This is a genomic window from Paenibacillus sp. FSL R5-0470, assembly GCF_037975205.1.
Taxonomy (GTDB): domain Bacteria; phylum Bacillota; class Bacilli; order Paenibacillales; family Paenibacillaceae; genus Paenibacillus_AQ.
Genome location: NZ_CP150238.1, coordinates 4,267,074 through 4,287,510 on the forward strand (window position 1 = coordinate 4,267,074; position 20,437 = coordinate 4,287,510).

At 44.3% G+C, this 20,437-nt stretch carries 22 protein-coding genes; 3 read left to right on the forward strand and 19 right to left on the reverse strand.

Annotation, left to right across the window (positions count from 1 at the left end; genetic code table 11):
• Positions 1–115: 115 nt before the first annotated feature.
• The 6 genes from trmFO to MKY99_RS18855 all read right to left on the reverse strand — a co-directional run bounded on the left by trmFO (position 116) and on the right by MKY99_RS18855 (position 7,966).
• A complete protein-coding gene (gene trmFO / locus MKY99_RS18830; RefSeq protein WP_339271713.1) occupies positions 116–1,498 on the reverse strand; it encodes an FADH(2)-oxidizing methylenetetrahydrofolate--tRNA-(uracil(54)-C(5))-methyltransferase TrmFO in 1,383 nt (460 codons plus the stop codon).
• Entirely contained in the window at positions 1,498–3,597 is a 2,100-nt protein-coding gene (gene topA / locus MKY99_RS18835) for a type I DNA topoisomerase (RefSeq protein ID WP_042189457.1), read from the reverse strand. Before topA ends, trmFO begins: the two co-directional genes overlap by 1 nt.
• Before the next feature lie 36 nt (positions 3,598–3,633).
• Complete coding sequence (gene dprA, locus MKY99_RS18840) at positions 3,634–4,752, reverse strand: DNA-processing protein DprA (protein ID WP_339265652.1); 1,119 nt, start codon at positions 4,750–4,752, stop codon at positions 3,634–3,636.
• 221 nt (positions 4,753–4,973) lie between these two features.
• Positions 4,974–5,903, reverse strand: a complete 930-nt coding sequence (gene sucD / locus MKY99_RS18845; protein ID WP_042128953.1) for a succinate--CoA ligase subunit alpha — start codon at positions 5,901–5,903, stop codon at positions 4,974–4,976.
• 62 nt (positions 5,904–5,965) lie between these two features.
• Positions 5,966–7,126, reverse strand: a complete 1,161-nt coding sequence (sucC, locus tag MKY99_RS18850; RefSeq protein WP_042128955.1) for an ADP-forming succinate--CoA ligase subunit beta — start codon at positions 7,124–7,126, stop codon at positions 5,966–5,968.
• 351 nt (positions 7,127–7,477) lie between these two features.
• Entirely contained in the window at positions 7,478–7,966 is a 489-nt protein-coding gene (locus MKY99_RS18855) for a MarR family transcriptional regulator (RefSeq protein ID WP_305953481.1), read from the reverse strand.
• 142 nt (positions 7,967–8,108) lie between these two features.
• Here MKY99_RS18855 and MKY99_RS18860 point away from each other — a divergent pair, with 142 nt between their 5' ends.
• Positions 8,109–8,537, forward strand: coding sequence for an organic hydroperoxide resistance protein (locus MKY99_RS18860; RefSeq protein ID WP_042189459.1), 429 nt, complete (start codon positions 8,109–8,111; stop codon positions 8,535–8,537).
• A 230-nt stretch (positions 8,538–8,767) separates the two neighbouring features.
• Here the strand turns inward: MKY99_RS18860 and MKY99_RS18865 are convergent, their stop codons facing one another.
• The 12 genes from MKY99_RS18865 to MKY99_RS18920 all read right to left on the reverse strand — a co-directional run bounded on the left by MKY99_RS18865 (position 8,768) and on the right by MKY99_RS18920 (position 18,141).
• Positions 8,768–10,465, reverse strand: coding sequence for a YifB family Mg chelatase-like AAA ATPase (locus tag MKY99_RS18865; RefSeq protein WP_339265656.1), 1,698 nt, complete (start codon positions 10,463–10,465; stop codon positions 8,768–8,770).
• Positions 10,466–10,655: 190 nt separating this feature from the next.
• The gene (locus MKY99_RS18870) at positions 10,656–11,165 is read right to left on the reverse strand and encodes a phosphoesterase (protein WP_339265658.1); all 510 of its coding nucleotides are present in this window, start codon (positions 11,163–11,165) and stop codon (positions 10,656–10,658) included.
• A 38-nt stretch (positions 11,166–11,203) separates the two neighbouring features.
• A complete protein-coding gene (locus tag MKY99_RS18875) occupies positions 11,204–11,617 on the reverse strand; it encodes a hypothetical protein (protein ID WP_156113146.1) in 414 nt (137 codons plus the stop codon).
• A gap of 153 nt (positions 11,618–11,770) precedes the next feature.
• Entirely contained in the window at positions 11,771–12,157 is a 387-nt protein-coding gene (locus MKY99_RS18880; protein WP_339265661.1) for a YraN family protein, read from the reverse strand.
• Positions 12,154–12,462 carry an EscU/YscU/HrcU family type III secretion system export apparatus switch protein gene (locus MKY99_RS18885; protein ID WP_339265663.1) on the reverse strand — a complete coding sequence of 103 codons (309 nt, stop codon included), beginning with the start codon at positions 12,460–12,462 and terminating at the stop codon, positions 12,154–12,156. The genes MKY99_RS18880 and MKY99_RS18885 overlap by 4 nt, the downstream gene beginning before the upstream one ends.
• The gene (locus MKY99_RS18890) at positions 12,459–13,136 is read right to left on the reverse strand and encodes a hypothetical protein (RefSeq protein ID WP_339265665.1); all 678 of its coding nucleotides are present in this window, start codon (positions 13,134–13,136) and stop codon (positions 12,459–12,461) included. The genes MKY99_RS18885 and MKY99_RS18890 overlap by 4 nt, the downstream gene beginning before the upstream one ends.
• Complete coding sequence (locus tag MKY99_RS18895) at positions 13,130–14,614, reverse strand: hypothetical protein (RefSeq protein ID WP_339265667.1); 1,485 nt, start codon at positions 14,612–14,614, stop codon at positions 13,130–13,132. Before MKY99_RS18895 ends, MKY99_RS18890 begins: the two co-directional genes overlap by 7 nt.
• Before the next feature lie 72 nt (positions 14,615–14,686).
• Entirely contained in the window at positions 14,687–15,298 is a 612-nt protein-coding gene (locus tag MKY99_RS18900; protein ID WP_339271716.1) for a ribonuclease HII, read from the reverse strand.
• Between the two features lie 265 nt (positions 15,299–15,563).
• On the reverse strand, positions 15,564–16,424 hold the full coding sequence (gene ylqF / locus MKY99_RS18905) for a ribosome biogenesis GTPase YlqF (protein WP_042189465.1): 861 nt from the start codon (positions 16,422–16,424) through the stop codon (positions 15,564–15,566).
• A gap of 29 nt (positions 16,425–16,453) precedes the next feature.
• The gene (gene lepB, locus MKY99_RS18910; protein WP_042189466.1) at positions 16,454–17,062 is read right to left on the reverse strand and encodes a signal peptidase I; all 609 of its coding nucleotides are present in this window, start codon (positions 17,060–17,062) and stop codon (positions 16,454–16,456) included.
• 296 nt (positions 17,063–17,358) lie between these two features.
• On the reverse strand, positions 17,359–17,703 hold the full coding sequence (gene rplS / locus MKY99_RS18915; protein WP_042128973.1) for a 50S ribosomal protein L19: 345 nt from the start codon (positions 17,701–17,703) through the stop codon (positions 17,359–17,361).
• A gap of 147 nt (positions 17,704–17,850) precedes the next feature.
• Entirely contained in the window at positions 17,851–18,141 is a 291-nt protein-coding gene (locus tag MKY99_RS18920; protein ID WP_042189467.1) for a hypothetical protein, read from the reverse strand.
• A gap of 414 nt (positions 18,142–18,555) precedes the next feature.
• Between MKY99_RS18920 and MKY99_RS18925 the strand changes: the two genes are divergently transcribed.
• Positions 18,556–19,506, forward strand: coding sequence for a hypothetical protein (locus MKY99_RS18925; RefSeq protein ID WP_339265670.1), 951 nt, complete (start codon positions 18,556–18,558; stop codon positions 19,504–19,506).
• Positions 19,507–19,563: 57 nt separating this feature from the next.
• Here MKY99_RS18925 and MKY99_RS18930 read toward each other — a convergent pair whose 3' ends face one another.
• A complete protein-coding gene (locus MKY99_RS18930) occupies positions 19,564–19,791 on the reverse strand; it encodes a hypothetical protein (RefSeq protein ID WP_042189469.1) in 228 nt (75 codons plus the stop codon).
• A gap of 206 nt (positions 19,792–19,997) precedes the next feature.
• Between MKY99_RS18930 and MKY99_RS18935 the strand changes: the two genes are divergently transcribed.
• Entirely contained in the window at positions 19,998–20,174 is a 177-nt protein-coding gene (locus MKY99_RS18935; protein ID WP_156113147.1) for a hypothetical protein, read from the forward strand.
• The last annotated feature ends 263 nt before the right edge of the window (positions 20,175–20,437 follow it).

Genomic DNA, 20,437 nt, shown 5'->3' on the forward strand with positions numbered 1-20,437 from the left:
TAAGATGGGCTTTGTTCAAAAATAAGAAGTATACGTTTCACGTTATACATTATCCTTATATTTCTCACTTAAACGCTAACGCTTATCATCCTTATAAGGACGCCCAAGGCGCTTCTTATTCTTGGTTGTCGATAGTCTCCGGCTCTACATAAGCAAGGCCCGTACGATTGGCGTACTCGGCAAGACTGTCTAGTGCACGATGCGCTAACATCTCATTCTTTTCTTTCTTATTACGGATTTTCTTCTCCACCTTCGGCAGAAGACCAAAATTGGCATTCATAGGCTGAAAATGCTCCGGATCAGCGGAAGTGATATAAGCAGGCATACTACCAAGCACCGTGTCTTGTGGGAAGATCAGTCCTTCTTGACCAAGTGCGGCTCTAGCAGCGTTAATGCCGGCAATCAGACCTGAAGCTGCTGATTCCACATAACCTTCCACGCCAGTCATCTGTCCAGCAAAATACAGCCTTTCTTTACCCTTCATTTGATAAGTAGGATGCAAGAGTTTAGGAGAATTAATAAAGGTATTTCTGTGCATTACCCCATAGCGAACGTATTCAGCGTTCTCAAGACCTGGAATCAGCGAGAATACCCGCTTCTGTTCGCCCCATTTCAAGTGCGTTTGAAAGCCCACCAGATTGTAAAGCGTTCCAGCAGCGTTATCCTGACGAAGTTGTACTACCGCGTAAGGTAGCTTACCTGTGTGCGGATTGATAAGCCCAACAGGCTTCATCGGACCAAACAATGCAGTTTGCTTACCGCGCTTCATCATGATTTCGATAGGCATACAGCCCTCAAAGTATATCTCTTTCTCAAAATCCTTGAGTGCCGCCGTCTCTGCAGAAATCAACGCGTCATAAAACACGTCAAACTCCTCTTCAGTCATAGGACAGTTCAAATATGCTGCTTCCCCTTTGTCATAACGGGAAGCCAGATACACTTTATTCATATCAATGCTGTCCTTCTCAACAATCGGTGCTGCAGCATCATAAAAATAGAAATACTCTTCACTTAATAGACCCTTAATTTCAGCAGATAATGCAGGGGAAGTTAGTGGACCCGTTGCAATAACAACAATCCCTTCCTCCGGTATATGCGTAAGTTCTTCATTTATGACTTCCACGAGCGGATGATTATGCAATGTACTCGTAATTTCTCCCGAGAAACCATCCCGATCCACGGCAAGTGCACCGCCAGCAGGTACAGCGTGGCGATCGGCCGCACCTAATACAAGAGAGTTTAAACGTCGCATTTCTTCCTTTAATACACCCACCGCATTGCCTAAACCATTTGCACGCAAGGAGTTGCTGCATACTAGTTCTGCGAATTGATTGGTGTGGTGTGCTGGCGTCTTCACCACTGGTCTCATTTCATACAATCTTACCGGTACGCCTTGAGAGGCTATTTGCCAGGCTGCTTCACTTCCTGCGAGACCTGCTCCAATTACTGTTACCTTTGCTGTATCTGTCACTGTCTTATTTCCTCCTGTAGAGACTATTATTCTGCTAACTCTTCTTCGTTGTCTAAAACTGCCTCTGTATGGTCACAAGACGTACATTGCAGTTTGGTGCCTTGCTTATTGCGTTTCTCAATCATCCAAGCCCCGCAAGATGGACATGGTTTAGTGGATGGTCTATCCCAAGAGACGAAATCACACCCTGGATATTGATCGCAGCCATAGAAGACACGCCCTTTTTTGCTTCGACGCTCTACAACTTTTCCTTCATTACATTTAGGGCAAGTTACACCAATATCTTTGATAATCGGCTTCGTATTTCGGCAATCTGGAAAGCCAGAACATGCTAGAAACTTCCCAAAGCGTCCTAATTTATATACAAGTGGTTTACCACATTTCTCGCAGATCTCATCAGAGACTTCATCTTCAATCTCAATTTCTTTCATTTCTTCTTCGGCAAACACTAAGCGCTTCTCGAAAGACTCGTAAAATTCGGCAAGAACCTTCACCCAATCTTCTGAGCCTTCTTCCACATGGTCAAGATCGCCTTCCATATTAGCCGTAAACTCTACGTTCAATATTTCCGGGAAAAATTGTTCCATCTGCTCGATGACAAGTTCTCCAAGCTCTGTAGGCATGAATTTTTTCTCTTCAATCGCTACATAACCACGCTTCTGAATCGTTTCAAGCGTTGGTGCATACGTACTTGGGCGTCCTATCCCTAATTCCTCAAGTGTCTTTACAAGCCTTGCTTCTGTATATCGCGGTGGTGGCTGTGTAAAATGCTGCTTCGGCTCGATCTCTTGCTTATTTAAAGCATCTCCCGCTTCAAGAGGCGGTAAATACTTATCTTCATCTGTAGTTCCATCATCGTTACCTTCCACGTAAACCTTCATGAACCCTGGGAATGAAACCTTCGAACCCACCGCTCTGAATGTGGCTGTACCTGCTTCTATATCAACCGAGAGTGTATCAAGAAGAGCAGACGCCATTTGACTGGATACGAACCGCTCCCACACCAGCTTGTAAAGACGGAATTGATCCCGGCTTAAGAACTCTTTGACCATTTCCGGTTCACGAAGTGCTGAAGTTGGTCGGATCGCTTCATGCGCTTCTTGTGCTCCAGCCGCTTTCTTTGAATACTGGCGAGGGGCTTCAGGTAAGAACTTTTCACCATACTTAGCAGTAATCAGCTCTTTAGCCTCATCCTGTGCAGTGACAGATAAACGTGTCGAGTCCGTACGCATATAGGTGATCAAACCTACGGTTCCCTCTTTGCCTAGTTCCACACCTTCGTATAATTGCTGGGCAACAGACATTGTCTTAGCTGCACGGAATCCAAGCTTACGAGCTGCTTCCTGTTGAAGGGAACTTGTTGTAAAAGGAGCCGAAGGATGCCGTTGTCTTTCCTTCTCCTTCACATTACTTACCTTAAAAGCTGCGTTCTTGATTGCCTCAAGGACCTCTTGAACATCGCTTTCCTGATTAAGTTCCTTCTTCACACCATTCAGCTTATGAAACTTAGCTTCAAAGACAGAATCTCGAATCCCAAGTTTAGCTGTAATACTCCAGTATTCAGTAGGTACAAAAGCGGAGATTTCATTCTCACGATCCATTATGATCTTTACAGCTACAGATTGAACACGTCCAGCAGATAACCCTTTTTTGACTTTCTTCCATAATAGAGGGCTAATCTTGTAACCTACTAGCCGATCCAGTATACGTCTTGCCTGCTGTGCATTCACAAGATCCATGTTAATCTTGCGTGGCGTCTTAAAAGCATCCTTCACCGCTTGTTTGGTGATCTCATTAAATACAACTCGGCATTCCTGTGTATTATCTAAATCCAGGGCATGTGCCAAGTGCCAAGCAATTGCTTCTCCTTCGCGATCGGGGTCAGCTGCGAGATAGACTTTTTTCACTTTTTTACTAGCGTCTTTCAATTCCTTCAATATAGAACCTTTACCACGAATCGTAATATATTTGGGATTGAAATCATTCTCGACCTCAACACCAATTTGACTCTTCGGTAGATCTCTGATGTGTCCCATAGATGCCTTTACAATATACTTACTACCTAGATATTTGCCAATTGTCTTCGCTTTCGCGGGCGATTCGACAATAACCAATGCATCTGCCATAGACTCTTCCTCCTCGTTAACACTCGTACCTCTATATTAAATTACCTTATAAATAGCTCCTGGTAATTGTGCTACCGCTTTTTTTATGATTAAAGATAACAGAACTGAATGCAAATGTCCAAAATCCCATCCTGTCCTCACAAGCAGATCGTCCAAAATAAAGGGGCCTTGATGCAGTATATGGTATAGGTGTAACTCCTCATTTGTCAATTTCTTTTCAATTAACAAATCGTCAGACACCTGTTTAGAGGGACCGCTTTCACCTGTTTTTGAGAGGTTTGTCGGGAGAAAAGAAGTGTATTCTTCTAAAATATCTAGTGCACCGGTTACCAGCTTTGCCCCCTGTTTAATCAGATCAAGAGCACCTCTACTTTTTGGAGAAGTAATAGGTCCAGGGACAGCAAAAACATCCCGTCCTGCCTCCAAGGCAGCATCTGCAGTAATGAGTGATCCACTTTTACTATCCGCCTCTACGACCACTGTCCCGTATGTGAGACCTGCAATAATTCGATTGCGCTGCGGAAATAACCCTGGATGACTTTTGGTTCCAAGGGGATACTCTGTTAGCACTAATCCATCACGGGAAATCAATCGTTCAAGCTCCTTATTCTCAGGCGGGTAGACCCGATCAAGTCCTGTAGCCACTACCGCTATTGTGCCTCCACCGCTTCTTAGCGCAGCTTCATGACAAGCGCTATCAATCCCCCTAGCTAATCCGCTAACCACTGTTAGACCTGCTTCACTAAGCTCTTTCGTGAGGATCTCTCCTACCTTCCGTCCATAAGCTGTTGGCACACGAGTACCGACCATCGCTACACTGGGTGTCGATAACAGATCCAAACGCCCACGATAATAAAGAATCCATGGTGGCTGAGCTGTCTCCTTCAATAAATGGGGATAGTCTGCATCAAAAATCGTAACCATGTTCACAGCACTTTCTTCCATTAGTAAGCGGCGGTTTGCTATCCACTCCAACGTATATATAGAAGCAAGTTGAATCGACACTTTCTCGCTCAATCCAACCTTTTCCCAGTCTTCTGAGCTACAAGAAAATGCTTTTTCTGACAAAAGCCCAGCTCTGCGAATCTTGTCGATAGTTTTCCAGCCAATGCCTTCCACTTCATTAAAGCCGAATAGTAGTTCCCGTTCTTCCATATCATTTTTCGCCCCTTAACATGGAAGGCCTAGCCTTCCCTATTTTGTGTTACACATCATGAAAACGCAAGTATTTCTTTAAATTCAATAAATTTCTATTTAAAATAAAAAAAGCAACCTTTCATCCCTAAATAGGAACAAAAGGTTGCTTACCTCTTTAATTAATTATACACGAAATAACCTCACTACGTGGAGTGATTTCTCTGTCTTAACTACACTAATTAGTGCGATGTAAAAGCATTGAGAATACCGCGCTCTTCAAGCACACTTACGAGTGTTGAACCCATTTCGGCAGGTGTAGGGGCTACCTTGATTCCGCAAGCTTCCAGTACGGCAATTTTTTCGCTTGCTGTACCTTTCCCTCCAGAAATGATAGCACCAGCATGCCCCATACGCTTGCCTGGAGGTGCAGTTGCTCCTCCAATGAAGCCTACAACTGGCTTGGTCATGTGTTCACGAATCCACTCTGCTGCTTCTTCCTCTGCAGTTCCACCGATCTCTCCGATCATAATAACTGCCTTCGTACCCGGATCTTCATTAAACAGCTTCAAAATATCAATAAACTCAGAGCCTTTAACCGGGTCTCCGCCAATACCTACAGCCGAAGATTGCCCAATTCCACGCGTGGTCAGCTGATGAACCGCCTCATAGGTTAGCGTTCCGCTACGCGAGACCACTCCTACATAACCAGGCATATGAATATAGCCAGGCATGATTCCAATCTTACACTCTCCAGGAGTGATAACACCCGGACAGTTTGGACCGATCAACACTGTAGAACGACCTTCCATATAACGTGAGACTTTTACCATATCAAGCACTGGAATACCTTCGGTAATACAGATAACCAAATCCAACTCTGCATCTACAGCCTCCATGATGGAGTCTGCTGCGAATGCTGGCGGTACATAAATCACACTTGCAGTTGCACCAGTAGCTGCCTTAGCAGCAGCGACTGTATCAAATACCGGAAGACTAACTTCACTGCCATTTTCAAGGGTGATATTAACTGTCGTTCCACCTTTACCCGGCGTTACTCCTCCAACCATCTGAGTTCCATAATCAAGCGCACCCTTAGTATGGAACAAGCCCGTTGCTCCCGTAATACCTTGCGTGATAACTTTCGTATTTTTATCTACAAGAATGCTCATGCCTTAAGTCACATCCCTACTTATATTGTCAAATACGATAACTGGCTTCAACTTCCGAGCCATTATTGCACAAGAGATACAATCTTACGGGCACCGTCCGCCATAGAATCAGCAGCTACAATGTTAAGTCCCGATCCAGCCAAGATTTGCTTACCCAATCCAACATTTGTTCCTTCAAGACGTACAACAAGCGGTTTAGTCAATCCCAATTGACTTGCCGCTTCCACAACACCGTTAGCAATAACGTCACAGCGCATAATACCACCGAAAATATTAACGAAAATTCCATTTACCTTTTCATCCGATAGAATGATTTTAAAGGCTTCTGTAACTTTCTCGGTAGTTGCACCGCCCCCTACATCAAGGAAGTTGGCGGGTTCGCCTCCGTAATATTTAATTATATCCATCGTTGCCATCGCTAGGCCTGCACCGTTCACCATACAACCAATATTGCCATCAAGTGCAATATAGCTCAGGTCATACTTAGAGGCTTCAATTTCTTTTAAATCTTCTTCATCTAGATCCCGAAGCTCTTGAATATCTTTGTGGCGGAACAAGGCATTGGGGTCAAAATTCAATTTAGCATCTAGAGCCATCACATTCCCATCCGCAGTAACTACCAATGGGTTAATTTCGGCAATAGAGCAATCTTTATCCACAAAAGCTAGATATAGCGCTTGCATGAATTTAACAGTCTTGCCTACCAGTTCATTAGGAATAGAGATGCTGTAAGCTAATTTACGAGCTTGGAAAGTCTGCAAACCTACTGCCGGATCAATGATTTCTTTGAAAATCTTCTCCGGATGTGTAGCTGCAACCTCTTCAATCTCTGTGCCACCTTCTTCAGATGCCATCATAACCACTCGGCCAGTTCCTCTATCAACAACGATACCGATGTAATACTCTTTAACAATTTGACAGCCCTCTTCAATGAGCAGCCGTTTTACTACCTTACCCTCCGGACCAGTCTGGTGAGTAACTAAAGTCTTACCGAGAATTTCGGTTGCGTAAGTACGCACTTCATCGATATTCTTAGCAACCTTTACACCTCCAGCTTTACCTCGTCCACCTGCATGAATCTGAGCTTTAACTACAACAACCGGTGTACTCAGTGACTCTGCGGCTTCTACCGCTTCCTCCACTGTATAAGCTACTTTTCCATTCGGTACGGCCACACCGTACTTCTTAAGCACTTCTTTTCCCTGATACTCGTGGATATTCATAGCGGTAGCCTCCTAAAGTAGCGTGGTGACTTAACAGGCAGCCTGTTGTCATCTCGCCTTCCGTTTTGATTGCCGCGGGGTTAGGGATAGGCTGATGCTAAACATGCAGCACTATTCCGGAACCAACAGAAACTGCTCTACCACTCGTAAAAGAATGGCCTTATTTCTGTGAGAGACATTGAGTAAATCTATAAGACTAAGCTTATACTTACCTATATGCCATATAAAGGAACCCAGAATAGTGTAACATGTTTTTAAAACGCTTTCCTTAAATATATTCATGATTTGTACACATTTTTTCGCTTGATTTCATGCCGGAATGCGAACGATCGCACAGACTCCTGATTATACTTACTTTTTACTATCTTGAGTGTTCGCATCATGAACACGATTTAGCAAGCTTTTGAACTGCTCAAGCAGCTCTACAGTCTCATCGCCGGACATAGTCGTTTCTTCCATCATTTTCCCGGGAATACAAGCCGCGTTGCTTTGAAGTGCCCAGCCCTGTTCCGTTAGTGAAATCAGAACTTTTCGCTCATCTTGTGTCGAACGTTCACGCACGATCAACCCTGCAGCTTGTAGGCGTTTTAAAAGAGGTGTCAGCGTACCCGAATCCAAAAATAGCGCCTCACCAATTTCTTTAACCGTACATTGCTGCCGTTCCCATAACACAAGCATTACCAGATATTGCGAGTATGTTAAACCGATCTTATCCAAATAAGGTTGATACAGCTTTGTGATCTCACGAGAGCAAGCATAAATCGTAAAACAGAGTTGATTCTCAATCAGCAGCTCAGGTGTAGTCGTCATCTTTTGCATATCTTCTTCATTCATTTTCATATCTTAATCACCTGCCTTATACCCTTATTTTATCATAATTCATTCATAACATCATGTTAATAGGAAAAAATAATTTGACATTATAGTTAATTGTGATAAATTAGATTGTACACAAACTAATTAGGAATTGGAGAGATACACAATGATGACGATCCAACAAAAAATGTATGAAACCACTGTTAAAGCCGTAGGAGGAAGAAACGGTTTTATCGAATCAGAAAGCCCTAAGCTCAACCTTACAATCAGCACACCACGCGAAATGGGAGGTGCCGGTGGCGAAGGTACAAATCCTGAGCAATTATTTGCAGCTGGTTATTCCGCTTGTTTCGATAGTGCACTGAACATGGTTGCCCGACTCGGAAAAGTGAAAATTGAAGGTAGCGAAGTAACGGCTACAGTCAGCTTTGGTAAAGTTGAAGATGGAGGTTTTGGCATAGCGGTTAAGCTTGATGTGCTAGTTAAAGGCGTTGACAGAGAAACCGCAACCTCTTTAGTAGAGGCTGCTCATGGCGCTTGTCCATACTCCCGCGCAACCCGCGGCAATATCGCTGTAGAATTGAATGTACTGTAAGGAAATACAGAGAAATATTTCCTCAAACGAAGCCCTAACGGACACAGATGATTTTAAATTCAATTAGTGTCTCAGAAGTCCGAAAACACGCTCCAAAAGCTAAAAATACCCATATCACATCTTTCGGGTCCATAAGGTTCCAGAGACGTTAACAATTTTGCGAAGTGAAACTAATAACCCAAAAACAGAGCAGCAATTCGCCAATAACGGGAATCGCTGCTCTATTTAGCTTATTCTTCTGTCATCGCCTGCCGGTCTAAATTACGGTACTGCACAGCCTCCGCAAGATGCGCGGAAGTAATATCCGGTGCGCCTTCCAGATCAGCTATTGTACGGGATAGCTTAATAATTCGATCATGCGCTCGCATGCTCAAACCTAAATTTTCCAGAATGTCATACAGCAATTGGGCACCTTCACGACTAAGACTTGCATATCTCTGAAGGGAAGCGCCGGAAAGTTCACTATTCCAAGAAATAGGCAAACGCTTAAACCGTTTAGCTTGTATCGTCTGTGCCGCCATCACCTCTGCATACATCTCAGCCGAAGATAGAACATGCCCTTGACGATCCCATTCCTTCGGGCGAGGAACATCCACCTGTAAATCAATACGATCCAATAAGGGTCCTGATATCTTTGCGCGATATTGAGCAATCCTGGCGGGGCTGCATGTACAATGTTGTTGAGAAAGATTACTCCCAAAATAACCGCAGCTACAGGGATTCATCGATGCGGCCAGCATGAATTTTGCAGGATAGGTAAAAGAAGCTCGAGCACGACTTATGGTAACAACCCCGTCTTCGAGCGGCTGGCGTAACACTTCAAGTACATTCCGAGAGAATTCGGGCAACTCATCTAAAAAGAGAATCCCTCGATGCGCAAGACTAACTTCTCCCGGCTTTGGAATGCCTCCACCTCCAATAAGGCCTGCGGCCGATATGGTATGATGCGGAGAGCGAAAAGGACGACTACGCAGTAAGCCGTTGTGGGCATCTTTTAAAGTTCCTGCTGCGCTAAAAATTTTGGTTACCTCTAGTGCCTCACTCTCAGACAATTTCGGAAGGATGCTTGGAAGGCGTTTAATCAGCATTGTCTTCCCTGTACCGGGTGGACCGATGAGCAATATATTATGCATACCCGCTGCCGCAATGGTTAGGGCTCTTTTTACATGTTGTTGCCCTAGCACATCACTGTAATCATCCATCATCTCGTTCATTCCATATGAGGAGTCGTCAGAAGTACGGTAAACTGGGGTATATTTAAGATGTTCCAAAGAAAAGACTAGAACCGGAGGTCGGTCATTAGCATCTATCCCCTTGGTCACAGTTACAGGAAAAGGAAGAGATGATAAAGAAGGCATATCTTCGGAAACTCCCCCATTCCTTTGGTTCAGTTCGTCTTCACCTTTTGCTGAATTGGACGGTAATTCTTCCGGGTTCGGTAATGTGCATAAATGGTCGATTGTGTATATATTTATACCACTGATCAAAGCTGCCTCAGCAGCATTCCCTTCAGGAAGCAGTACAGCCTTAAATCCATTTTTGCGCGCTGCTTCCACCATTGGTAGAACACCTGATACTGGACGCAGACTACCATCAAGCGCAAGTTCTCCAATAAAAAGCACCTCATTGGCTGAGGGCATTATCAGTTGACCACTAGTTATCAGTATCCCCAGAGCAATCGCAAGGTCAAAGGCAGAACCTTCTTTTCGTAAGTCGGCTGGTGCTAAATTTATCGTAATGCGCTGCTGGGGATAACGATAACCACAGTTCTTAATAGCGGCTCTTACTCGTTCTACTGCCTCACGAATCGCAGAATCAGGCAGACCAATGATATTCGTCTGTGGCAATCCATTCGCAAGATCAATTTCTACACCTATCATTACCCCTTCAATTCCATACAGACATGCACTATGCATTTTTCCATACATAAAAACACCTCATCTCCTGAAATACACCCCTGTTTGGGTGTCACATCTTCAAGAAAAAAGGTGCTTCCTTATTTTCCGGTAATAAATTTGCTATTATATCTCATTATATATAGGGAATCTTTGCGTAATCAAGAATTATTAATAAACATCAAATTGCATAAATACGCATAAATAATTCCATAGACCCACATTAACCTTCTTCACTAACTATGACAGAGTCCCTAATCTGTTCAAAAGTCAACGGTTTATAGTTCCAATGCTCTACACAAATGTTAAAATAATTGTTTCCTTCATATTTTTGGCCGTGAATATGACCATGCACATTTACGTAAGGCATATGTTTATTCATATACATAGGCTCATGAGAGAGAAAAAAGAAATCCTTATAAATCAGCGGATATTCACTAACCTCGTCAAAACCTGCTTCAAGCCACCAACCCCGACCGCGTCCCCGATCATGATTGCCGAGAATTAGAATCTTATAGCCATGTAACCTCTCCACAATAGCACGTGTCGCTTCCTTATTAAGAAACGAAAAGTCTCCCAAATGAAACACTTTATCATCCGGATTTACGACCGAATTCCAGCTCTCAATCATGGCTTCATTCATTTGCCCCACATCTATAAAGGGTCTGGATTCAAAATCAATAATCAACTTATGTCCAAAATGATGGTCGGATGTAAAAAAAACGTTAGCCATGTTCACCCTTCTTTCTTTTTTGATCATAGTTTGTATGATTATCTCCAGTCACGCCGCTTATGTGGTCGTTTTTTATTATCGCTCTGGATCAGTTCAGCTAGAGGGGGAGTCTCTTCATTCTCAATGAGCCAGCCACGCATCTCTTTAATCGCTTCCACCTGCCCATTTCCTTTATCACGCCATGTAAGAAGCTCTATGACTTTTATAACAAGCGCTAAGAGACTGCTATTGCTGTTTTGTGATTTATCAGCACGGATTTTTTGAAATAGCGCCTCATTTTTCCAATCGATTAATATTTCCTCAGCTATAGTGGGCCGCATAACCGTGAAGTTCTTATTGCAATTTGCACAACAGACAACGGATACTGGCTCTGCGGTAAATTTCACTTCAATCTTCTGCTGGCAATATTGGCAAGCAAAACTAACCTGCATTTCAAAAGGTTTATTCTTCACTTAAACAGCCCTCCTCATGATGACATTAAAAAGTTACTCTAATGTTTACCCATTTCTTTTGAGAAATGACCCACTGTGCGGAGGCTATGTAAAGACTTTTTTCATAAGAATGCTAGTGCCCATAATGAATGGCGTGAGAATATGGGGTGCAGCTTAAAAAGCCTCACGTATATGCCCCAAAGAAGCAATGCTTAAATCTTCATTCAGTAAAATGCTAATGACGTCAAAAGTTACTCTTCGATCATCATAACCTTTCATATGCAAATAAACCTGTGCTGTATTTCGCACTTGATGTATTTTTCGTGTATTCACAGATTCCTCCGGAGTCCCTTGATATAGCTCTCCACTACGACTGCGAACTTCAACAATAATAATACAGCCTTCGTTCTCCGCAATAATATCAAGTTCTCCGGTTCGACAACGCCAATTTCGTTCTAAGATCTTGTACCCACAAGTAGATAAGTACTGCACAGCCCCGTCTTCAGCAGCGGCTCCCTTCTGTTTGCGGTTGTAGCGTTCTTTTGTGTATGGCTCTTTCATTCCGGTCTCCGTCCACCGGCGGAACGGTCGCTCTGATACACAAAGCTGAGGATTTCAGCCACTAGCTGATAAAGTTCAGATGGAATCTGTTGATCTAGATCGAGCTTTGAAAGAACTTCTACGAGAGCTGCGTCCTCTTGGACAGCAACCCCACTCTCTTTAGCTTTTTGCAGAATCAGATCCGCTATCGCCCCTTGTCCTTTGGCAACAACGACAGGTGCCTCGCTTTGTCCTGGGCTATATTTGAGAGCGACCGCTTTTTTGAGCCCTTGTGAAATTGGAGGTACAGGCTCATTCTCGTTCATATACGGTAATCCACTCCTTTATAAGCATCAGGAACATAATCAACAAGCTTACTATGGGGATTGGCAAGTTCTGTTGATAGCTTTAGTTCTGGTAAAGGTTCAGTTCTTAATCCCGACAACTGATAACCAATAGATTCTACTGCCGTTTTAATGTCATCACGCCGCTGTTCCAACAGCTCAAGCACCCAAGGATGATCATTATGCAGCTTAAGACTAACGATTCGATCAACAACCTGCACATCAACCAGCGTCTGGCCGAGCTGCTTCATATCCAAATCAAACCAGAGCCTGCAATTGGCAGCATCTAATTCACCCTTGCGTCCCCGACGCGACTGAATATGAACGGAAGCTGTCTCCTGCCCATCTGGACCTTGCAACGGCAAGAACAAAGTTACTTGCGCGAAAGGAGCCGTTCGATCTGTATTGAGCAGCAGCTGTTGTCCTGTCAGTTGCTGCACTAGTCCGCTCGCGGCTTCTTTTACCGCGGGCGGCACCTCGCTGCTGCTCATGATCTGCAGCAGCACGCCCTTTAAGGTGTCGGTGGCTTGTTCGCCTCCGACACCCGCACTGCCAAGCGCGGCCGTACCTGCCGCCGCGCGGGCCGTCTCAGCGGCGGCTACTGCGACGCCGCGCACCGCCTGCTGCTCGTGCTCCGCACCGAGCAGCTTCAGCACCCGCCCCACCCACGACTCCGCGTCCGCGGGTGGGGCGGTGTCCGGCTGCACCGGCGAAGCCGTCGCAGCCGGGGCCTCCCCGCGCGGCGCAGCAGCCGCGGGGCAGGCCTTGCTCCCGCCGCGTCAGCAGGCGGGACCATGGCGAGCTGCGGCAAGCTGCCGCGCAGCTCGGTGAGCACGCCCTGCAGCTTCGCAAGCAGGGCGGGACCACTTGCTGCGTTCGGCGCCGCACCAGCAGCAGTACCTTCGGCGCTCACACTCGCGCCACCCGGCATAGCCCCGCTCTTATCCATCGAGGCAGCCCGACTCTTATCTGCCTGTATAGCACTATCCAATGCCCCATCCTTATTCAAATTCAAGGCATTACCCTGAATCTCAACTTCACTGGAACGGATAGGATTATTCACCGCACTATCAGCTTGAGCGCTTAAAGCACTATTTAGAGCGCTAGAGGTCATGGCAGGTGTTGATTTACCAGCCATAGGCTCTGTAACAATACCACCCTTGGAGATCTGAGCTCCTTCACCTGTCTCATCAACTACAACTGGCTTGCCAGTTCCAATCCCCGTTTCATTATCAGAAGCTATATTAAGAGTCACCTTGACTGGCGTACCTTGTTCAACCGGTTTCAGAGCACCTTCAGCTGCTCCTTCTGAAAGAGCCGTACTTCCGCTAGCAATATTGCCTTCAGCGGTTTTAGTTGTAGCATGTCCATTTCCTTTAGCTGCCAATTGTATAGGGTCAGCTTCTGTGACATCACTCTCAACAACACCCATGTTATTCCCACTTCCAGCACCTGCAGTTACCGAGGGTTCGAGTTTTCCAGTAATTGTACCCATTCCAGCTTTAGATTCTGCGGTCATTGTTTCTTCATTAGCAATTTGACCTGCCCATATAGTAATCTGATCTTCCAGTGCTGATAAAAGCTGATGCAGCTGCGGGCCAAATACAGCCTGCTGCAATCCTCTCACACTCTCAGCTGTAACGGGTAGTCCCCGCTTTACAGAAATGACAGCTGCGTCAAGCCACTCCGAAGCAGGCACACCAGCTGGTTTTGCACTCATTACCGCATCCAGCAAAGCCGCTGTCTCTTTTGTAAGTGGAACGCCTCCTGCTTGCATCGCTAGTACGATTTCTCGACCTGCTTTGGAATCAGCTAATCCTAGCGACTCCAAGGCCTCACCCATGCTTTGGGGAGTGACTAACGCCGTTTCACCGAGGGAGACCGGCTTCAATACGGGTAATCCGCCTTCTCCGGGTGATCCAACCTGTAAATTCAAGGTTTCTCCAGGCAGTAGTGGTGTTTCTAATTCTGCACGAACAGGTGTACCTTGGATTTGCACAACCGCTTCTTTGCCTGAATCCGATACAGAGAGGACAACACCACGAACAACTTGCCCTTCTTTTAACTCTAAAGACTTCGCCGCACCCGGTTTTTGATCTCCAAGCAATCCACGGATCAATGTTCCGATATTCATACCGTTTCTCCTCCCTCCATTTTCTCTCTTCTTACTATATCGGTATTCATCCTACTTTTTTAAGCATTGCTTCTAGAATAACGTTTGCTGCTCCGCGAGAATCCGCCCAATAAAACTGCGCCGATGCATAGGTGTTGGACCTAGAGCCGTAATTTGTTCCCGGTGAAGCTTGGTCGCGTAACCTTTATGTATCGCAATCCCATAATCAGGGTATAATTCCTCCCATAGACCTTCACACAACCTGTCTCGTGTCACTTTAGCGATAATTGAAGCTGCTGCAATGGACTGACTATTAGCATCTCCTTTAATAATTGCCTGTTGTGGCAAAGGGAGGTCTACCTTTTCAGCATCGATCAGCATATAGTCAGGAGTCTGCTCTAGACTCTCAACCGCCTTTTTCATGGCCAGGCGTGAAGCTTGCTTAATATTAATCTCATCAATGACAGTAGAGTCTACATACCCCACACCCACGGCCAGCGCTTGGTCCATTATAATCTCGTATAGAGCATCTCTCTTTTTAGCTGTAAGTTTTTTGGAATCATTTACTCCATCAATAATAAGCCCCTCTGGCAAAATCACCGCTGCTGCGACGACGTCCCCAAACAAGCAACCTCTTCCTACTTCATCTACGCCTGCTATTCGGCGATAAGACTGTTCCCAGCCTTCTTTTTCATAGGCCAACATATCTAACGAACTCACTAATTTGTCACCGCCAATTATGAATTATTCTATGATCTATATAAGTCAGCTTATCATAGTAAAGCTTACATGGTCATCTTAAAATAGACGTTCCAATTTAATCCATCCCCATAAAATATCCCCACAAAGTGGGGCTTAGCTTGAGGCGGACTCAGGTACTTTGTCAAGGACCCAAAACATAAAAAAAGAGCCTCCGAAATTTCGGATGGCTCTTCCATACCTAGTCCATTAAACGCAGAATTCACACCATTTAAGGCGTTTCCAGCGTAAAGCGTCCAAGCTTACCTGCCCGTAGCTCATGCAACAAGGCCCGCGAAGCTTTTTCCAGATCTACACGTCCACCGCTGATTAGACAACCGCGTTTACGACCCACGGCTTCCATAACAGCTACGATCTCATCTGGATTCTCCAGATCCTCAGGAAGCTTCTCAATGCCAAAGCGTTCTTGAAATCTAGAGCCGTAGTCCTTCACCAAATATTTCACTGCATAAAAGGCGATGTCCTCAATATTCAGGATTTCTTCCTTTATTGCACCTGTTACCGCTAGGCGATAACCTACTTCTTGGTCCTCAAATCTCGGCCATAAAATTCCTGGGGTATCCAGAAGCTCCAAGTTGCCGCCTGTCTTAATCCACTGTTGACCCTTGGTTACCCCTGGGCGGTCACCAGTAGCAGCAATACTCTTACCAGCCATCCGGTTAATGAGTGTTGATTTACCAACGTTAGGAATACCAACGATCAATGCACGCATCGCTCGCGGATTCATTCCTTTTGCAATCTGCCGGTCAATCTTTTCTTTTAGCAGCAGCTTGACTTGCTCTGGAATATCCTTTACACCTGTTCCAGTAGATGCATCAACAGGATAAGCAACATGCCCTTGTGCCTTGAAGTACGCCAGCCATTTCCGTGTAATTTCTGGATCTGCCAGATCCGCTTTGTTCAAAATAATCAATCTTGGCTTGTCCCGCAAAATATCGTCAATCATCGGATTGCGGCTGGAAAGCGGCAGACGGGAATCGAGCAATTCTATTACAACATCAATCAGCTTCAGCTTATCCTCGATTTGCCGCCTAGCCTTCGTCATATGACCAGGAAACCATTGAATGGCCATTGCCGTCACCTCCTTTGACTTCTGTCAACTTAATGGTTAATCAGTGAAATATCCTTTATCGGCCAGAAGATTAAATCTGCACGGCCTACAATATCCCCCAGAGGTACATAACCGATCATTCGGCTATCCGTACTATCCGAGCGATTATCCCCCATAACGAACACGTGTCCTTCAGGAACAGTACCATCTGGGAACTCTTCATTAGGGAAATCTTTATTATTATACAGAGCGTTGATACTATGCTTTGCATCAATTGCATCTTGGATATAGGTCTCATTAACAACTTCCCCGTTAACTGTAACTACATCCCCTTCTACTTTCACAGTATCTCCAGCGACACCGATTACACGTTTAATAAAATCTCTACCCTCAGATGGCACGTGGAATACTATAACCTCGCCCCGCTGCGGAGATCTAATATCGTACAAAATCTCATTTACGATAACACGTTCACCAGTATGGAAATTAGGCTGCATGGAAGGTCCATCTACAATAAAAGGCTTGAACAAAAGCCAGCGAATCAGAAAAACCAACACTAAAGCAATCGCAATGGCCTTAACCCATTCCAAGACTTCATTTTTAGGTTTACGTGGGTTCTGCGCGCTTGATTCCAAAGTTTCACTTTGTTCCTGCTGCATAGTTCACCGTCCTCTCTTAATACTACTCTTACTATACAACACAAAAAAGCTCCTGCCAAAAACCCCTCCACAGATACTCCTTCAGGAGGCCTTTTCGGAGAAGCTGATCCCCAAGCGTATATGTCGCACGCATTGTATGCCAAGCTAAAACGCCCTCAGCGTCCTTTAAGGCGGGTAAGCGTTTATACGAGAAATATAAGAATAATGTATAACGTGAAACTGATGCTTTCTTATATTTTCATAAAATAATAAAACGAAAGGGGCTTGAATTCAAGCCCCTTTCCTTTGTCACTATTCTAGCGACGAATTTCTTTAATTCTCGCTGCTTTACCACGTAGTTCACGAAGATAATAAAGTTTAGCACGACGCACTTTACCACGACGAGCCACTTCGATTTTCTCGATTTTAGGCGAGTTGATTGGGAATGTTCTTTCCACACCAACACCGTAAGAAATTTTACGAACCGTAAAAGTCTCACTGATTCCACCGCCACGACGTTTGATTACAACGCCTTCGAACAACTGGATACGCTCACGAGTTCCCTCGATTACTTTTACATGCACCTTCAAAGTGTCACCCGGGCGAAAACTCGGGATATCTTTACGAAGTTGCTCTTGCGTAATAGCTTGTAGGATATTCATTAAGGACTTCCTCCTTCCGTACAGGTGTTCTTGCCTCTTCCGGAGAGATCTTTGCTCTCCCTCATTATCCGCAGCGGACCACCGTATTCCACACAACAGAGATAATAATACCATAAAGGACGGGCTAATACAACTTATTTTTTCTATTTAAAGCGGTAGCATATCTCTTTTTTTCGCCTTCGATTGGCAATCTTTACATAGACCAACCACAGTTCCATTATCTTGTGCATAGAAGACTAGCTTTCCATTCTTCTTCTTACAAGAAGAGCAAGGCTGCTCCCCTGGGCTTTGTTTGGCTTTACGATGACTATCCATTGAGATTACATTGCTCTGAGTGGTACGCGGATAATTTTTTGTAGTATTTATTTTCCGTTTCCAGACTAAAAAATATACGCCTGTCAAAACTACTAAGGCAAGCAAAATGGCTACATATTTCATTTGGCTCCCTCCACCCTTCAGGATTTATTAAAGAAAGAAAGTAAAAAGACCGCCCTGTTCTGCAAGTGAGGTAACGGTCTATATCTGTATACAATGTAGCCTTAGCACACCTATGCACTTCTATCCGAAAAAAGCGATTTCCAGTTGCTGCTGAAGGTTCTATATGAAGATTTCCGCGCCCCTTTAAATATGTACCCGTACCGTATTTATTCAGCGAGTGATCTTTCATTTATTTTAGCACAATTAAAAATCGAAGTGTAGTGAACACTTTTGAGACCTAGTCTTTGGTCCAGTATAATAACCCGCCTCCAGCCGTTTTTACAGATAAATTCCATAAGCTATACTTACAGAAGTACATAACGAAATCACATATGTCAGATCACATACACCCATATATGAGGAGGAGTTTTTTCAATGAGGAAAAGGAATAATAATAGTGTATTAGCAGCAGTAGCCGTATTATCTATCGTACTTTTGGCGGGTTGCACTGAATTACCAGGCAGACAATCTGCCAAAAATGAGGTTGAAAAGAGTATTTCTGAGGATGTGCACCAGAACATTGGTGAAGTTGTCAAGCAAGAGCTAGGAAAAGCAGCTGCAACTGTGCAGCAAGCCGTTGAGGAAACAGCTACTAAGGTAGTTGACGAAGTTAAAGCAGACAGCATTAGCAAAGAACTCTCCGTATCTCAAGCGATCGGTTCAGCATCCGTACTCAGCATGGACAATGCAGTAGGAGAAATAGAAGTTACAGCTGTTACAGGAGATCTGATCCATGTAAATGCAACAATCTCAGCCCACAACAGCTCTCTCCATGCGTCTGACCGTCAAAAGATTATGGATGATGCTGAAGTTTTAGTAGAGGTCAGTGGTGATACGTTGAAGGTGTCCACGCATTCCAAATCAAGTCCTAAAAAGGACTTATGGACATGGGCGCAAGACAAATATGGATATTCAGATTTTAGCATAAGCTATAATATAGAGCTCCCCGCCAGCATGAATAAATATAAAATCACAAATAACGTAGGTCAAATTCGTCTTCACAATCTAGAGGGAAATTATCAAATCGTCAGCAACGTTGGAGCGATCAATATTGAAAGAGCTAAAATCACTGGCAAATCCACTGTTAAATCCGATACTGGCAGCATACGACTGGATATAGCAGGGATGAAGAATGATAGCAGCCTAAAAGCCAAAACAGAGGTCGGCAGCCTCAGTGCTGTCTTAGCCGATGGTATGAAATGCAGCTTAGAAGCCAATAGTGATCTCGGGCAAATCAAAGGCGTAGAAGGTGGAAAGACCGATATCAATGGAGGCGGCCCCTTATTGTCCCTAAACTCAAATATAGGTGCAATTACAGTACAGTAATCAGCAGTAAACAGACCGTCCGGGATAATCGGGCGGTCTGTTTTTGGTTCCTAATGATTAGATTAATGCGATGGCTAGCAGAGTGAATAAACTTAAAGTTAAGATTTGATTTCCGGCAAAAGAATTTCCCCAAAAAGCAGAAGTATGCACAGAACCATTGTCAGTTCTTAAGTAAACATTGTATCTGTCTACATCTGTAATAACGCCTTCATGCTGTCTACCGTCTCTAGTCAGAATCCGCACCCTTCTATCCTTACAACGCAAACAATTATAATAAGCTTCCACTAGTGTACTCCTCCTTGTTCGTAATGATATAATCTATGTGTAGGAGTACAGGTCGGTAACGGCGAACTTACATAGGTCGGACTTTGGGTCAATATTTACTTTTTTCGATCCTTGTATCTTTCGTATTCCTCAAGGCTATAGATAATGTAAGACCTATCTACAGCTAGCAGTCCGCAATATCCCATCCATTCGAGGAGGCCAATCTCATGAATGTAGAAAGAAAACAGTTTATTAAAGAAGGCGTACTGCGTATCACCATTTTCGTTATTTTAGCTTCACTTACTTACACCGTTCGCAACTACGCATGGGCTGTTACCGTTCTCGTATGTGTTGCGCTGTACTCACTCCTTACAGGAGTACACAAAATCTTACGCAAAGAATAACATGTGCCTCCACGAACTTTTATAGCAAGCTAAAACGCCTACGGCGTCCTTTTAAGGACGGTAAGCGTTTGTACGAGAATTATAAGAATAAAGTATATCGTGAAACTTATACTTTCTTATAATTTCAAAAATAATCATTTTTCGCTGAGATGCTAGATCTCATTGGAAAGTGGTTATTTACAGTTTAACCGGAGTAATAGGATTCAAGCTTTGTTACCTTCTAAAAGAATAAAACCATTAGCGACAGCGAACACAAAATTCAC

Excerpts from the sequence above, each read along its gene's own strand:
- topA (WP_042189457.1), bottom strand. The coding sequence starts at position 3,597 with ATGGCAGATGCATTGGTTATTGTCGAATCGCCCGCGAAAGCGAAGACA.
- dprA (WP_339265652.1), bottom strand. The coding sequence starts at position 4,752 with ATGGAAGAACGGGAACTACTATTCGGCTTTAATGAAGTGGAAGGCATT.
- sucD (WP_042128953.1), bottom strand. The coding sequence starts at position 5,903 with ATGAGCATTCTTGTAGATAAAAATACGAAAGTTATCACGCAAGGTATT.
- sucC (WP_042128955.1), bottom strand. The coding sequence starts at position 7,126 with ATGAATATCCACGAGTATCAGGGAAAAGAAGTGCTTAAGAAGTACGGT.
- MKY99_RS18855 (WP_305953481.1), bottom strand. The coding sequence starts at position 7,966 with ATGAAAATGAATGAAGAAGATATGCAAAAGATGACGACTACACCTGAG.
- MKY99_RS18860 (WP_042189459.1), top strand. The coding sequence starts at position 8,109 with ATGATGACGATCCAACAAAAAATGTATGAAACCACTGTTAAAGCCGTA.
- MKY99_RS18865 (WP_339265656.1), bottom strand. The coding sequence starts at position 10,465 with ATGTATGGAAAAATGCATAGTGCATGTCTGTATGGAATTGAAGGGGTA.
- MKY99_RS18870 (WP_339265658.1), bottom strand. The coding sequence starts at position 11,165 with ATGGCTAACGTTTTTTTTACATCCGACCATCATTTTGGACATAAGTTG.
- MKY99_RS18880 (WP_339265661.1), bottom strand. The coding sequence starts at position 12,157 with ATGAAAGAGCCATACACAAAAGAACGCTACAACCGCAAACAGAAGGGA.
- MKY99_RS18885 (WP_339265663.1), bottom strand. The coding sequence starts at position 12,462 with ATGAACGAGAATGAGCCTGTACCTCCAATTTCACAAGGGCTCAAAAAA.
- MKY99_RS18895 (WP_339265667.1), bottom strand. The coding sequence starts at position 14,614 with ATGAATATCGGAACATTGATCCGTGGATTGCTTGGAGATCAAAAACCG.
- MKY99_RS18900 (WP_339271716.1), bottom strand. The coding sequence starts at position 15,298 with ATGTTGGCCTATGAAAAAGAAGGCTGGGAACAGTCTTATCGCCGAATA.
- ylqF (WP_042189465.1), bottom strand. The coding sequence starts at position 16,424 with ATGGCCATTCAATGGTTTCCTGGTCATATGACGAAGGCTAGGCGGCAA.
- lepB (WP_042189466.1), bottom strand. The coding sequence starts at position 17,062 with ATGCAGCAGGAACAAAGTGAAACTTTGGAATCAAGCGCGCAGAACCCA.
- rplS (WP_042128973.1), bottom strand. The coding sequence starts at position 17,703 with ATGAATATCCTACAAGCTATTACGCAAGAGCAACTTCGTAAAGATATC.
- MKY99_RS18920 (WP_042189467.1), bottom strand. The coding sequence starts at position 18,141 with ATGAAATATGTAGCCATTTTGCTTGCCTTAGTAGTTTTGACAGGCGTA.
- MKY99_RS18925 (WP_339265670.1), top strand. The coding sequence starts at position 18,556 with ATGAGGAAAAGGAATAATAATAGTGTATTAGCAGCAGTAGCCGTATTA.
- MKY99_RS18935 (WP_156113147.1), top strand. The coding sequence starts at position 19,998 with ATGAATGTAGAAAGAAAACAGTTTATTAAAGAAGGCGTACTGCGTATC.